Here is an 11,816-nt window from a genome sequence, read left to right on the forward strand (position 1 = left end):
AGTAATTATTATAAGGTAATTGCTTTTCCACCCGCTTTAGAGATTAACTCTTCAGCAGATTTAGTGAACTTGTCAGCAGAGATTGAAACCGCAGATTTCAATTCTCCTCTACCCATAATTTTCACTAATTCGTTTTTAGTTGCTAAACCGTTTGCTACCAAAACTTCTTTTGTAATATCTCCAGTGATAGATTTATTTTCAATTAAAGTCTGGATAGAATCTAGGTTGATAGCTCTAAACTCTTTTCTGTTTACGTTTTTGAATCCGAATTTCGGTAATCTTCTTTGTAAAGGCATCTGACCTCCTTCAAAACCGATCTTCTGAGAATAACCAGCTCTTGACTTTTGTCCTTTATGTCCTTTTGTAGAAGTACCACCTTTTCCACTACCTTGTCCTCTACCAATCCTTTTTGAATTGAAAGTAGATCCTGCAGCTGGCTGTATGTTGTTTAAATTCATTTTTTTATTGATTTAAAGATTAAATAATTTAAAGATTAAAAAATTCCGACTAAAATAGAAAGAATATTTTAATCTTTTAATCTTTGAATTTTTAATTATTTCTGAACTTCAAGTAAGTGACTAACTGCAGCTATCATTCCTAAGATAGAAGGAGTAGCTTCGTGTTCTACAACTTGGTGAAGTTTCTTAAATCCTAATGCTTCAAGCGTTCTCTTTTGGGTTTTTGTTCTTCCAATAGCGCTTCTTACTTGTTTTACTTTGATTGTTGCCATTGTTTATATATTAACCGTTAAACACTTTACTTAGAGAAACTCCTCTCATTCTAGCAATCTCTTCAGGTCTTCTGATATCCAATAACGCTTTGAAAGTAGCTTTCACCACGTTGTGAGGGTTAGAAGATCCTTTAGATTTTGAAAGGATATCGTGAATACCAGCAGATTCCAATACCGCTCTTACCGCACCACCGGCGATAAGTCCTGTACCGTGAGAAGCAGGTCTCAAGAAGATATCTGCACCACCATATCTGGCAGTAGTCTGGTGAGGAATTGTGTGGTTCATTACAGGAACTTTTACTAAGTTTTTCTTAGCATCTTCAACAGCCTTAGCAATTGCAGAAGCAACTTCCTTAGATTTTCCTAAACCGTAACCGATAACTCCTTCTTCATTTCCTACCACTACAATAGCAGAAAATCCGAAAGCTCTACCTCCTTTTGTTACTTTAGTTACTCTGTTAACAGCTACGAGACGATCTTTTAATTCTAATCCTCCCGGTTTTACTCTTTCTATATTATCTAGTCCTAACATATTTCCGAAATTTTTATGATTAGAATTTAAGTCCACCTTCTCTCGCACCATCAGCTAAAGCCTTAACTCTACCGTGATATACGAATCCGTTTCTATCAAACACTATATTTTCGATTCCTGCAGCAATAGCTTTAGCAGCAATAGCTTTACCTACAGCAGCAGAAACTTCAGTTTTAGTTCCGTTAGCATCTACACCCTTCTCTCTTGAAGAAGCTGATGCTAAAGTTTTTCCACTGTTATCGTCGATTAACTGAGCGTAAATTTCCTTATTACTTTTATATACAGATAATCTTGGCAATTCAGAAGATCCAGAGATTTTTCCTCTTACTCTTCTTTTTATTCTTATTCTTTTTTCTAATTTACTTAATGCCATTTTCTTATAATTTATTAAGCAGATTTACCAGCTTTACGTCTAACAATTTCTCCTACGAATCTTACTCCTTTTCCTTTATATGGTTCAGGCTTTCTGAAAGAACGGATCTTTGCAGTTACCATTCCCAGAAGTTGCTTGTCATGAGACGTTAAAGTAATAATTGGATTTTTACCTTTTTCAGTCAATGTATCCACTTTCACTTCGCTAGGAAGTTCTAATACGATACCGTGAGAGAATCCTAAAGCCAACTCAAGTTTTTGTCCTGAGTGAGAAGCTCTGTATCCTACCCCTACTAATTCTAATTGCTTAGTGAATCCTTCTGATACACCCACAATCATATTGTTGATTAACGCTCTGTATAAACCGTGAAGCGCTTTGTGTTGTTTAGACTCAGACGGTCTGCTTACTGTAAGCTCACCATCGTTTTGTTCTAAAGTAATTCCTGCTGTAAGCTCCTGAGAAAGCTCTCCTTTTGGACCTTTTGCTGTTACCACACCATTGTTTTCAGTGATTGTAACTCCTGCTGGAATTGTTATAATTGCTTTACCAATTCTTGACATTTTCCTTTGATTAAAAATTAATAAACATAGCAGATTACTTCACCGCCTACTTTTTCTTCTCTAGCTTTCTTGTCAGTCATTACTCCTTTAGAAGTAGAGATGATAGAAATACCCAAACCGTTTAGTACTCTTGGAAGTTCTGTAGAACCTTTGTACTGTCTCAAACCTGGTCTTGAAGCTCTTTGGATAGACTTAATAGCAGGTTTGTTGGTTTGCTTATCATACTTTAAAGCGATTTTGATCGTTCCTTGAACAGCGCTATCTTCAAACTTGTAGTTTAAGATATACCCTTGATCAAATAAGATCTTCGTAATCTCCTTTTTGATTTTCGATGCAGGAATTTCCACCACTTTGTGGCCTGCGCTTTGTGCGTTCCTTACTCTTGTTAGGAAATCTGAAATTGGATCTGTTACCATTTTTCTTTTATAAATTATTGGTTAAAGACAATCAGTATTGCAAAGACTTGAAGAGTAAAATATCAGACTTCAGAAAATCTTAGGTCTGATATTTTTATCTTTAGTATCTGAACAACTTAATTGTCCGGATTAATTAGTAATTATTACCAACTAGCTTTTTTAACTCCCGGGATAAGACCGTTGTTTGCCATTTCTCTGAAAGTTACTCTGGAAATACCAAACGTTCTCATGTATCCTCTTGGTCTACCTGTTAACTTACATCTGTTGTGTAGTCTCACAGGAGAAGCATTTTTAGGAAGTTTTTGTAGTGCTTCGTAATCACCAGCTTCTTTCAAAGCTTGTCTTTTCGCAGCATATTTAGCAACTAGTGCTTCTCTTTTGCGCTCACGCGCTTTCATTGATTCTTTAGCCATTTCTTAGTTCTTTTTAAATGGTAAACCGAAGTGAGTTAATAATGCTTTCGCTTCTTTATCTGTTTTCGCAGTGGTAACGAAAGTGATGTCCATCCCCTGGATTTTTTTCACTTTGTCGATTACGATCTCAGGGAAGATGATTTGTTCAGTGATCCCTAAGTTGTAATTCCCTCTACCGTCGAAGCCATCAGCTTTGATACCAGAGAAATCTCTGATACGTGGCAAAGCAGAAGAAGTTAATCTATCCAAGAACTCATACATTTTATTAGCTCTCAAAGTAACTTTAGCACCTACAGGCATCCCTTTTCTTAATTTGAAAGCAGCTTCGTCTTTCTTAGAGATTGTACCTACAGCCTTCTGACCAGTGATGTTCGTTAATTCTTCTACAGCATAATCAATGATTTTCTTGTCCGCAGTGGCATCACCTAATCCTTGAGACAGGATGATTTTTTCCAATCTAGGTACCTGCATTACAGACTTGTACCCGAATTCTTCCATCATTGCAGGAACAATTGTTTCTTTATATGCTTTTTTGGGTCTTGCTATATATTCCATGTGTATTTCAAATTATAAAGTTTCACCCGTTTTTTTATTGATCCTTACTTTCTTATCTCCTTCAGTTTTGTAACCTACTTTGATAGCTTTTCCGTCTTTACCAACTAAAGCTACGTTTGAGATATGAATAGAAGCTTCTCTTTCAACGATTCCTCCTTGAGGGTTAGAAGCTGAAGGCTTAACGTGTTTTTTAACAATATTAAGTCCTGCTATAACAACTCTTGGGTCTTTTCCTTCTTTTTTGATCACTTCAATAACTTCACCAGTACTACCTTTAAGACCTTTCTTACCTGTAGTTACGATTACGTTATCTCCTCTTTTTATTTTTAACTTTGACATTTTCTTTAAAAATTTTAAAAATTAAAGTACTTCAGGAGCTAATGAAATGATTTTCATATATTCTTTGTCTCTCAACTCACGAGCAACCGGTCCGAAAACACGGGTTCCTCTCATTTCTCCCGCTGCGTTTAGCAATACACAAGCATTATCTTCGAATTTGATGTATGAACCATCTTTTCTTCTTACTGCTTTTTTCGTTCTTACTACTACAGCTTTAGATACCTGACCTTTCTTAGCGTTTCCTGATGGTGTAGAATCTTTGATAGTAACAACGATTTTATCACCAACTGAAGCATATCTTCTTCTGGTTCCTCCCAGAACTCTGATAACCAATACTTCTTTAGCACCTGTGTTATCAGCAACTTTTAATCTTGATTCTGTTTGTAACATTATTACTTAGCTTTTTCAATGATTCTTACTAATCTCCATCTCTTGTTTTTGCTCAAAGGTCTAGTTTCTTGGATAAGAACTGTATCTCCTTCGTTGCATTCGTTGTTTTCGTCGTGTGCAGTATATTTTTTCGTTTTCAAAACGAATTTACCGTACATCGGGTGTTTCATTCTCATCGTTTCACTAACAACAATGGTTTTTTCCATTTTATTGCTGGAAACAACTCCGATTCTTTCTTTTCTTAAATTTCTTTCCATTGTAAAATGAAATTATTGTTTGTTAGTTAACTCAGTATTTAGTCTTGCGATTGTTTTTCTCAAATCTCTGATTTGGATCGGGTTTTCAATTGGGCTGATTTTATGAGCCAATTTCAATTTTTGATATTGAGCCTTAGCTTCAGTCAATTGAGTTTGAATATCACCCGCGCTTAAATTTTTAATATCAGCTTTTTTCATTGTATTCAAAGATTATAGAGGTTTAACAAAATCGTTAGCAACTACAAATTTAGTAACTACTGGTAATTTCTGTGCAGCAAGTCTAAGAGCTTCTTTCGCTACTTCGTAAGGAACTCCCCCTACTTCGAACATAATTTTACCTGGTTTTACTACAGCTACCCAATATTCCACAGCACCTTTACCTTTACCCATCCTTACTTCGGCTGGTTTTTTAGTAATTGGCTTATCCGGGAAGATTTTGATCCATAGCTGACCTTCTCTCTTCATATATCTTGTCGCAGCGATACGCGCAGCTTCAATTTGTCTTGCAGTGATCCAAGCTCCTTCTATAGCTTTGATTCCGAAAGTTCCGTAAGCAAGTTGATTACCTCTCTGGGCATTCCCCTTCATCTTCATCTTGTGAACTCTACGGAATTTGGTTCTTTTTGGTTGTAACATAATTTCTTAAATTTTAGATTTTAGAATTTAGATTTTAAAAAAGTAACGGTAATTTAAAAACTATCCTCTAAAATTTTATTAATTATTTTTTTTATCTCTTGAAGGTCTTCTGTTATCTCTATCTCCTCTGTTTCCACCTCCTGAAGGTCCTTTTTTCTGTTGTCCTACTAAAGGAGAAAGTTCTCTTTTTCCGTAAACTTCACCTTTCATAATCCAAACTTTTACACCTAATCTACCGTAAGTAGTGTGAGCTTCTGCAATATGATAATCAATATCAGCTCTGAAAGTAGACAATGGAATTCTTCCTTCTTTGAAAGATTCGCTTCTTGCCATTTCAGCACCGTTCAATCTTCCTGAGATTTGAACTTTGATACCTTCTCCACCCATTCTCATAGTACCTGCCATAGCCATTTTAACAGCTCTTCTGTAAGAGATTCTGTTTTCAATTTGCTTAGCGATGCTATCAGCTACTAATACTGCATCAAGTTCAGGTCTTTTGATTTCAAAAATGTTGATTTGAATATCCTTACCCGTAAGTTTTTTCAACTCTTCTTTTAATTTATCAACTTCCTGACCTCCTTTCCCGATGATAAGTCCCGGTCTAGCAGTAGTAATAGTAACTGTTACTAATTTTAGGGTTCTTTCAATATAAATTTTTGAAATACCACCCTTAGATAATCTAGCTTCAAGGTATCTTCTGATTTTGTAGTCTTCAGCGATTCTGTCTCCATAATCGTTTCCACCAAACCAGTTAGAATCCCATCCTCTGATGATACCTAATCTGTTACCAATTGGATTTGTCTTCTGTCCCATACCTTGATTAATTTTCTTTATTACCTAAGATTAATGTAACGTGGTTAGATCTTTTTCTGATTCTATACCCTCTACCTTGCGGAGCCGGTCTTAGTCTCTTCAATTGTCTTGCACTATCCACGAATATTTCTTTAACGATAAGGTTGGCCTCCTCAATGTCAGCTCCTTCGTTTTTAGTTTGCCAGTTTGCCATAGCTGAAAGAAGTAATTTCTCTAATTTATTAGATGCCTCTTTCTTTGAATATTTTAGGATATAAAGTGCTTTATCTACCTGCTCTCCTCTAATGATATCAGCAACTAATCTCATTTTTCTTGGAGAAGAAGGGCAGTTGTTTAATGAAGCTTTCACAACGTCCTTGTTCGCTTCTTTTCTTGCGATTGCGCTATCTTGTTTTCTTGATCCCATGATTATCTGCTTCCTTTATTTTTGTTACCACCATGACCTCTGAAAGATCTTGTTGGAGAAAATTCGCCTAACTTGTGACCAACCATGTTTTCTGTAACGTAAACCGGGATAAAAGATTTCCCGTTGTGTACAGCAATAGTTTGTCCTACGAAGTCCGGAGAGATCATAGATGCTCTAGACCAAGTTTTGATAACTGTCTTCTTACCAGACTCTATATTTGCCTGAACCTTCTTATCTAAAGTATGATGAATGAACGGTCCTTTTTTAAGTGATCTTGCCATAATTATTTTCTTTTAGATACGATGTAACGGTTAGACCCTTTGTTTTTCTTTCTTGTTTTATAACCTTTAGACGGCATACCATTTCTAGATCTTGGGTGACCTCCGGAAGAACGTCCTTCACCACCACCCATCGGGTGATCTACAGGGTTCATTACTACCGCTCTTGTTCTTGGTCTTCTACCTAACCATCTGCTTCTACCAGCTTTACCTGATACAGTTAATTGATGATCAGAGTTGGAAACAGAACCAATCATAGCCATACATTCAGTAAGGATCATTCTGGATTCTCCTGAAGGCAATTTGATGATAGCATATTTTCCGTCTCTTGAAGTTAATTGAGCTGAAGAACCAGCACTTCTTGCTAAAATGGCCCCTTGACCAGGCTTCATTTCGATACAAGAAATTACAGTACCCAATGGAATGTGTTTCAATTTCATTGCATTACCTACATTTGGTTCTACGTTTTCTCCTGAAACCACTTTTTGATCAACTTTGATACCGTTTGGAGCGATGATGTATCTCTTCTCTCCATCAGCATATTCTAATAAAGCGATAAATGCAGTTCTGTTTGGATCGTATTCTACAGACTTTACAGTTGCTTCAACGTTTGCTTTGTTTCTTTTGAAGTCAATAATTCTGTATTTCTTTTTGTGTCCACCTCCGGTGTAACGCATGGTCATTTTACCTGTTTGGTTACGTCCACCTGACTTTTTAATACCAACTGTTAGAGATTTCTCTGGTTTGTTGGTAGTAATTTCCTCAAAATTGTTTACAATTCTGAATCTCTGTCCCGGGGTGATAGGTTTTAATTTTCTAACAGACATTACTATTATTTATAATTAATAATTAATTTACAGCAAAAATATCGATTACTTCCCCTTCAGCAAGAGTGATAACCGCTTTTTTCAATTTATTTGTCTTTCCTACTTGAAGACCTTTCTTTGTATATTTCGCAGATACTTTAGGAGCATAAATCATGGTTCTAACGTCCGCTACTTTTACACCGTAAGCTTCTTCTACAGCTTTTTTAATTTCGATTTTATTCGCCTTAGTATTTACTAAGAAAGAATAAGCACCTCTTAAGTCTGTAAGATAGTTCGCTTTTTCTGAAATTACTGGTTTAATAATAACTGACATGATTTATTTCTTTAAATTTTCCTGGAATTTTTCAACTGCACCTTCGAAGAATACAATCTCACCTGCATTTACTAAATCGTAAGAACTGATCTCATTGAAGTTCATTACTTTAGTTTTAGGTAAGTTTCTTGAAGATAAATATACATTCTTGTTAGCTTCAGGAAGAACGAATAAAGATTTTTTACCGTTAAGTTCCAATGCATTCAATACATTGATGAAATCTTTAGTCTTAGGAGCGTTTAAGCTCATATCTTCTAAAACTTTGATGCTGTTGTCTCTCATTTTCTGAGATAAAACAGATTTCTTAGCTAATCTCTTAAGAGCTTTGTTCAATTTGAATCTGTAGTCTCTTGGTTTTGGTCCGAATACTCTACCTCCACCTCTGAAAACTGGAGATTTGATATCCCCGTATCTAGCAGAACCAGATCCTTTTTGCTTCTTAAGTTTTTTAGTAGAAGCAGTAATTTCGCTTCTTTCTTTTGCTTTATGAGTACCTTGTCTTTGAGCAGCAAGATACTGTTTAACTTCTAAGTAAACCGCGTGCTGATTTGGCTCAATTCCGAATACTGATTCGTCTAGAGTTACTTTTCTTCCGGTCTCTTTTCCTGATGTATTTAATACTACTAGTTCCATTTTCTGATAATTACATAAGAATTTTTAGCTCCCGGAACAGCACCTTTTACTACTAAAAGATTTTGTTCTTGATCCACTTTTAATACTTGAAGGTTTTGAACAGTCACCTGCTTACCTCCCATTCTTCCAGCCATTCTCATCCCTTTGAATACTCTTGAAGGGTCTGAACCAGCACCGATAGAACCTGGAGCTCTAAGTCTGTTGTGCTGACCATGAGTTGCCTGCATTACACCTCCAAATCCGTGTCTTTTAACAACACCTTGGAAACCTTTACCTTTAGAAGTACCTGTTACGTCAACGAATTCACCTTCAGCGAATAAGTTTACAGTTACCTCCTCTCCTACTTTTACTTCATCAACGAATTCTCTGTAGAATTCAACCAATTTAGCTTTAGGAGCAGAACCAGCCTTTTTAAAATGACCAGCTAACGCTTTACCAACGTTCTTCTCACTCTTGTCATCGAAACCTAATTGAACAGATTTGTATCCGTCTTTTTCTAAGGTTCTGACCTGTAAAACCGAGCATGGACCAGCCTGAATAACTGTACAAGGAATGTTTTTCCCTTCTTCGTTAAACAAAGATGTCATACCGATTTTTTTACCAATAATACCTGACATTGTTTATATTATAATAAAATTTATCCTTTATTTATCACCATTTTAGGAAGGTCTGAAGCAATTTCTACTTTTGATATAGGCATACTACGCCCCTAAAATGAGTGTGCAAATTTATGAATATTTTTATAACTGACAAATATTTACGGCAAAATATTTTGATTTTTAATCAATTAGGTCTTTTTGGAAAATTAAAGGGTAAATTCCGGAGAATATTTTTTGAAAGGCAAAGAAATTTAAAAATGAATTGGTTTTTATTTAACAATAACACGTATTCCAATTTCTTCGAGTTTATTTTTATCTTCTTCTAAAATATCACTATCCGTGATGAGATAATCAATTTTATCCAGGTCCGCAATTTTACCGAATCCTTTTACATTTAATTTGGAAGAATCCGCAAGAATAACAACCTTATCGGAACATTCGATCATAAGCTGGTTCAAATGGGCTTCCGCCGCATTGGAAGTGCTGATTCCGAAATCCATATCGATCCCGTCCACACCAAGAAATAATTTATTACAGGAAAATTGCTTCAGAATAGTTTCAGAAATAGAACCCACAATAGACGTTGAGCTTTTTCTCACCTCCCCTCCTAATTGTATAATATTAATATTAGGATTATTGCAAAGTTCAATCGCAACCCGCAGGGAGGACGTTAAAACGGTCAACGGTCCAAAATTCACCAGCATTCTTGCCAGATAATGCATCGTTGTGCCGGAAGCCAGAATAATACAGTCATTTTCCTGAATTAAAGACAAGGCGGCTTTGGCAATGTTCTGTTTCGCTTCTACATTAATGTTTTCTTTTTCGTCAACATTCTTTTCGTAAGCATATCTTACATGCTTGCTTGCCCCGCCGTGATTTCGGAAAAGCAACCCTAGACTTTCGAGATAATTCAGATCCTTTCGAATCGTAACTGACGAAACATTGAACTTTTCACATAAATCCTGAACAAGAACATAGTCTTTTTCGTCCAGTTCTTTCAGTATATCGTTATGTCTAGCCAGCAATTTTTCCATTCCGTTTCGTTTCATCAAAAATAATATTTTTATTTGGATTCGAAAAATTTCATTTATTTTCTTTTTATGTTTCGTTTTTAATTAATAAATTTGAAAACGAAACATATCGAAACATTATGAAACGAAATGAAGAACTCAACAAGATAACCTCCGTCAAAGAATGGGACTTTATTGTTATTGGTGGCGGAGCAAGCGGTTTAGGTTCGGCATTGGATGCGGTAAGCAGAGGATTTAAAACATTATTGCTGGAATCTCATGATTTTGCGAAAGCAACTTCCAGCAGAAGCACAAAGCTGGTACACGGCGGTGTAAGATATCTGGCACAGGGAGATATCGGTTTAGTGAGGGAAGCATTGAAGGAAAGAGGATTACTGGCAAAAAATGCAGCTCATGTGGTAAAAAATCAATCTTTTATTATTCCCAATTATACCTGGTGGGAAGGGATCTATTATAAAATAGGGCTTTCGGTCTATGATTTCCTGGCAGGAAAACTAAGCTTAGGAAAAACAAAATACATCAGCAAATCAAAAACCATTGAAAAACTACCGACAATTGCACAGGAAAATCTGGCAAGCGGAGTTGTATACCAGGACGGGCAGTTTGATGATGCGAGACTGGCCATTAACCTGACCCAAACAATAATTGAAAAAGGAGGAACGGCAGTTAACTATATTAAAGTAATCAATCTTATTAAGAATGATTCCAACAAAATAGTAGGTGTAGTGGCAGAAGATCAATTTACAAAACAACAATATAAAATTCATGCACAGGTTGTCATCAATGCAACCGGAGTTTTTACCAATCACATTTTAAACATGAATAACCCGAAACATGGAAAATTTGTTGTTCCGAGTCAGGGAATTCATTTGGTTCTGGACCGATCTTTCTTAAAAAGTGAGGATGCAATCATGATCCCTAAAACTTCTGACGGAAGGGTCTTATTTGTTGTTCCCTGGCATAACAGAGCATTGGTAGGAACAACGGACACCTTGTTGGAAAACGAAAGCTTTGAACCCCGAGCCCTGGAAGAAGAAATCAGCTTCGTTTTAAATACGGCAAGACAATATTTAGCCAAAAAACCAACCCGTGAAGACGTAAAATCCGTTTTCGCCGGACTCAGGCCTCTTGCCGCTCCAAAAGACGGAAGCAAGAGCACAAAAGAGGTTTCAAGAAGCCATAAAATTGTCACATCAGACACAGGTTTGATCTCCATCATTGGCGGAAAATGGACCACTTACCGTAAAATGGCTGAAGATACCATTAACGAAGCAATGAAAGTTCATCGTTTGGGAACCACGACCTCCAAAACAGAGCACCTATCCATTCATGGAAATGTAAAACCTGAAACGGTTGACAGAAACCATCATTTATATGTTTACGGCTCAGATATCCCAATGATCAAAGCTTTACAGAAAAGCCAGCCTGAATATTCAGAAAAAATACATCCTGATCACCCTTTTACCATTGCAGAAGCTGTTTGGGCTGTCAGAAATGAAATGGCAGAAACCATAGAGGATATTTTGGCCCGAAGGGTTCGTCTTTTATTCTTAGATGCGAGAGCTGCGATAGACAGTGCTCATAAAATTGCTGTCATCATTGCAAAAGAAAAGAGATACTCCGAAGAATGGATTCATGAACAGGAAAAAGAATTCATCGAATTGGCGGAAGGATATTTACTGACTCCTTATTCTCCAAATAACCAACCTTAAACA

At 36.3% G+C, this 11,816-nt stretch carries 22 protein-coding genes; 1 reads left to right on the top strand and 21 read right to left on the bottom strand.

All coding sequences use genetic code 11. The annotated features are described in order from the left end of the window. Positions 1-8: 8 nt before the first annotated feature. The 21 genes from rplO to BCF58_RS12815 form a co-directional block, all read right to left on the bottom strand. The gene (gene rplO / locus BCF58_RS12715; RefSeq protein ID WP_121462206.1) at positions 9-458 is read right to left on the bottom strand and encodes a 50S ribosomal protein L15; all 450 of its coding nucleotides are present in this window, start codon (positions 456-458) and stop codon (positions 9-11) included. Between the two features lie 95 nt (positions 459-553). Then, on the bottom strand, positions 554-730 hold the full coding sequence (gene rpmD, locus BCF58_RS12720) for a 50S ribosomal protein L30 (RefSeq protein ID WP_007839493.1): 177 nt from the start codon (positions 728-730) through the stop codon (positions 554-556). A 10-nt stretch (positions 731-740) separates the two neighbouring features. Next, positions 741-1,262, bottom strand: a complete 522-nt coding sequence (gene rpsE / locus BCF58_RS12725) for a 30S ribosomal protein S5 (RefSeq protein WP_034712988.1) — start codon at positions 1,260-1,262, stop codon at positions 741-743. A 19-nt stretch (positions 1,263-1,281) separates the two neighbouring features. Beyond that, entirely contained in the window at positions 1,282-1,635 is a 354-nt protein-coding gene (rplR, locus tag BCF58_RS12730) for a 50S ribosomal protein L18 (protein WP_100377194.1), read from the bottom strand. A gap of 14 nt (positions 1,636-1,649) precedes the next feature. Further along, positions 1,650-2,195, bottom strand: a complete 546-nt coding sequence (rplF, locus tag BCF58_RS12735; RefSeq protein ID WP_121462207.1) for a 50S ribosomal protein L6 — start codon at positions 2,193-2,195, stop codon at positions 1,650-1,652. Between the two features lie 17 nt (positions 2,196-2,212). Continuing rightward, positions 2,213-2,611 carry a 30S ribosomal protein S8 gene (gene rpsH / locus BCF58_RS12740; RefSeq protein ID WP_029297768.1) on the bottom strand — a complete coding sequence of 133 codons (399 nt, stop codon included), beginning with the start codon at positions 2,609-2,611 and terminating at the stop codon, positions 2,213-2,215. Between the two features lie 143 nt (positions 2,612-2,754). Then, on the bottom strand, positions 2,755-3,024 hold the full coding sequence (gene rpsN / locus BCF58_RS12745) for a 30S ribosomal protein S14 (protein ID WP_121462208.1): 270 nt from the start codon (positions 3,022-3,024) through the stop codon (positions 2,755-2,757). Positions 3,025-3,027: 3 nt separating this feature from the next. Further along, positions 3,028-3,579 carry a 50S ribosomal protein L5 gene (gene rplE / locus BCF58_RS12750; RefSeq protein WP_007839502.1) on the bottom strand — a complete coding sequence of 184 codons (552 nt, stop codon included), beginning with the start codon at positions 3,577-3,579 and terminating at the stop codon, positions 3,028-3,030. Positions 3,580-3,591: 12 nt separating this feature from the next. Then, on the bottom strand, positions 3,592-3,918 hold the full coding sequence (gene rplX, locus BCF58_RS12755) for a 50S ribosomal protein L24 (RefSeq protein ID WP_121462209.1): 327 nt from the start codon (positions 3,916-3,918) through the stop codon (positions 3,592-3,594). A gap of 21 nt (positions 3,919-3,939) precedes the next feature. Continuing rightward, positions 3,940-4,308 (bottom strand): 50S ribosomal protein L14, encoded by a 369-nt coding sequence (rplN, locus tag BCF58_RS12760; protein ID WP_007839504.1) that lies wholly within the window; start codon positions 4,306-4,308, stop codon positions 3,940-3,942. Between the two features lie 2 nt (positions 4,309-4,310). Next, positions 4,311-4,565, bottom strand: coding sequence for a 30S ribosomal protein S17 (gene rpsQ / locus BCF58_RS12765; RefSeq protein WP_002661338.1), 255 nt, complete (start codon positions 4,563-4,565; stop codon positions 4,311-4,313). Positions 4,566-4,577: 12 nt separating this feature from the next. After that, entirely contained in the window at positions 4,578-4,763 is a 186-nt protein-coding gene (rpmC, locus tag BCF58_RS12770; RefSeq protein WP_039364067.1) for a 50S ribosomal protein L29, read from the bottom strand. A 12-nt stretch (positions 4,764-4,775) separates the two neighbouring features. Beyond that, the gene (gene rplP / locus BCF58_RS12775) at positions 4,776-5,201 is read right to left on the bottom strand and encodes a 50S ribosomal protein L16 (RefSeq protein ID WP_121462210.1); all 426 of its coding nucleotides are present in this window, start codon (positions 5,199-5,201) and stop codon (positions 4,776-4,778) included. 78 nt (positions 5,202-5,279) lie between these two features. Continuing rightward, complete coding sequence (gene rpsC / locus BCF58_RS12780) at positions 5,280-6,014, bottom strand: 30S ribosomal protein S3 (protein WP_121462211.1); 735 nt, start codon at positions 6,012-6,014, stop codon at positions 5,280-5,282. 7 nt (positions 6,015-6,021) lie between these two features. Further along, positions 6,022-6,420: a 50S ribosomal protein L22 gene (gene rplV / locus BCF58_RS12785; RefSeq protein ID WP_039364058.1), complete on the bottom strand. Its 399-nt coding sequence runs from the start codon at positions 6,418-6,420 to the stop codon at positions 6,022-6,024. Positions 6,421-6,422: 2 nt separating this feature from the next. After that, positions 6,423-6,701, bottom strand: a complete 279-nt coding sequence (gene rpsS, locus BCF58_RS12790; protein WP_002983209.1) for a 30S ribosomal protein S19 — start codon at positions 6,699-6,701, stop codon at positions 6,423-6,425. Positions 6,702-6,703: 2 nt separating this feature from the next. Then, positions 6,704-7,525: a 50S ribosomal protein L2 gene (gene rplB / locus BCF58_RS12795; RefSeq protein ID WP_121462212.1), complete on the bottom strand. Its 822-nt coding sequence runs from the start codon at positions 7,523-7,525 to the stop codon at positions 6,704-6,706. 22 nt (positions 7,526-7,547) lie between these two features. Continuing rightward, positions 7,548-7,838: a 50S ribosomal protein L23 gene (gene rplW, locus BCF58_RS12800; RefSeq protein ID WP_121462213.1), complete on the bottom strand. Its 291-nt coding sequence runs from the start codon at positions 7,836-7,838 to the stop codon at positions 7,548-7,550. Between the two features lie 3 nt (positions 7,839-7,841). After that, on the bottom strand, positions 7,842-8,471 hold the full coding sequence (gene rplD / locus BCF58_RS12805; RefSeq protein ID WP_121462214.1) for a 50S ribosomal protein L4: 630 nt from the start codon (positions 8,469-8,471) through the stop codon (positions 7,842-7,844). Then, positions 8,462-9,088, bottom strand: coding sequence for a 50S ribosomal protein L3 (gene rplC, locus BCF58_RS12810; protein WP_121462215.1), 627 nt, complete (start codon positions 9,086-9,088; stop codon positions 8,462-8,464). Before rplC ends, rplD begins: the two co-directional genes overlap by 10 nt. A 251-nt stretch (positions 9,089-9,339) precedes the next feature. Further along, positions 9,340-10,104, bottom strand: coding sequence for a DeoR/GlpR family DNA-binding transcription regulator (locus tag BCF58_RS12815; RefSeq protein WP_170149044.1), 765 nt, complete (start codon positions 10,102-10,104; stop codon positions 9,340-9,342). Positions 10,105-10,220: 116 nt separating this feature from the next. On the opposite strand from BCF58_RS12815, the gene BCF58_RS12820 reads away from it, so the two are divergent. Continuing rightward, a complete protein-coding gene (locus BCF58_RS12820) occupies positions 10,221-11,813 on the top strand; it encodes a glycerol-3-phosphate dehydrogenase/oxidase (RefSeq protein WP_121462216.1) in 1,593 nt (530 codons plus the stop codon). The last annotated feature ends 3 nt before the right edge of the window (positions 11,814-11,816 follow it).

The organism is Chryseobacterium defluvii (assembly GCF_003634775.1).
Lineage (GTDB): Bacteria > Bacteroidota > Bacteroidia > Flavobacteriales > Weeksellaceae > Chryseobacterium > Chryseobacterium defluvii.

What these genes read in the sequence shown, in the direction of transcription:
- rplX (WP_121462209.1), bottom strand. Translation starts at nt 3,918, where the DNA reads ATGTCAAAGTTAAAAATAAAAAGAGGAGATAACGTAATCGTAACTACA.
- BCF58_RS12820 (WP_121462216.1), top strand. Translation starts at nt 10,221, where the DNA reads ATGAAACGAAATGAAGAACTCAACAAGATAACCTCCGTCAAAGAATGG.
- rplV (WP_039364058.1), bottom strand. Translation starts at nt 6,420, where the DNA reads ATGGGATCAAGAAAACAAGATAGCGCAATCGCAAGAAAAGAAGCGAAC.
- rplO (WP_121462206.1), bottom strand. Translation starts at nt 458, where the DNA reads ATGAATTTAAACAACATACAGCCAGCTGCAGGATCTACTTTCAATTCA.
- rplW (WP_121462213.1), bottom strand. Translation starts at nt 7,838, where the DNA reads ATGTCAGTTATTATTAAACCAGTAATTTCAGAAAAAGCGAACTATCTT.
- rplD (WP_121462214.1), bottom strand. Translation starts at nt 8,471, where the DNA reads ATGGAACTAGTAGTATTAAATACATCAGGAAAAGAGACCGGAAGAAAA.
- rpmD (WP_007839493.1), bottom strand. Translation starts at nt 730, where the DNA reads ATGGCAACAATCAAAGTAAAACAAGTAAGAAGCGCTATTGGAAGAACA.
- rpsE (WP_034712988.1), bottom strand. Translation starts at nt 1,262, where the DNA reads ATGTTAGGACTAGATAATATAGAAAGAGTAAAACCGGGAGGATTAGAA.
- rplP (WP_121462210.1), bottom strand. Translation starts at nt 5,201, where the DNA reads ATGTTACAACCAAAAAGAACCAAATTCCGTAGAGTTCACAAGATGAAG.
- rplB (WP_121462212.1), bottom strand. Translation starts at nt 7,525, where the DNA reads ATGTCTGTTAGAAAATTAAAACCTATCACCCCGGGACAGAGATTCAGA.
- rpmC (WP_039364067.1), bottom strand. Translation starts at nt 4,763, where the DNA reads ATGAAAAAAGCTGATATTAAAAATTTAAGCGCGGGTGATATTCAAACT.
- rpsN (WP_121462208.1), bottom strand. Translation starts at nt 3,024, where the DNA reads ATGGCTAAAGAATCAATGAAAGCGCGTGAGCGCAAAAGAGAAGCACTA.
- rpsC (WP_121462211.1), bottom strand. Translation starts at nt 6,014, where the DNA reads ATGGGACAGAAGACAAATCCAATTGGTAACAGATTAGGTATCATCAGA.
- rpsS (WP_002983209.1), bottom strand. Translation starts at nt 6,701, where the DNA reads ATGGCAAGATCACTTAAAAAAGGACCGTTCATTCATCATACTTTAGAT.
- rpsH (WP_029297768.1), bottom strand. Translation starts at nt 2,611, where the DNA reads ATGGTAACAGATCCAATTTCAGATTTCCTAACAAGAGTAAGGAACGCA.
- BCF58_RS12815 (WP_170149044.1), bottom strand. Translation starts at nt 10,104, where the DNA reads ATGGAAAAATTGCTGGCTAGACATAACGATATACTGAAAGAACTGGAC.
- rplF (WP_121462207.1), bottom strand. Translation starts at nt 2,195, where the DNA reads ATGTCAAGAATTGGTAAAGCAATTATAACAATTCCAGCAGGAGTTACA.
- rplN (WP_007839504.1), bottom strand. Translation starts at nt 4,308, where the DNA reads ATGTTACAAACAGAATCAAGATTAAAAGTTGCTGATAACACAGGTGCT.
- rplC (WP_121462215.1), bottom strand. Translation starts at nt 9,088, where the DNA reads ATGTCAGGTATTATTGGTAAAAAAATCGGTATGACATCTTTGTTTAAC.
- rplE (WP_007839502.1), bottom strand. Translation starts at nt 3,579, where the DNA reads ATGGAATATATAGCAAGACCCAAAAAAGCATATAAAGAAACAATTGTT.
- rpsQ (WP_002661338.1), bottom strand. Translation starts at nt 4,565, where the DNA reads ATGGAAAGAAATTTAAGAAAAGAAAGAATCGGAGTTGTTTCCAGCAAT.
- rplR (WP_100377194.1), bottom strand. Translation starts at nt 1,635, where the DNA reads ATGGCATTAAGTAAATTAGAAAAAAGAATAAGAATAAAAAGAAGAGTA.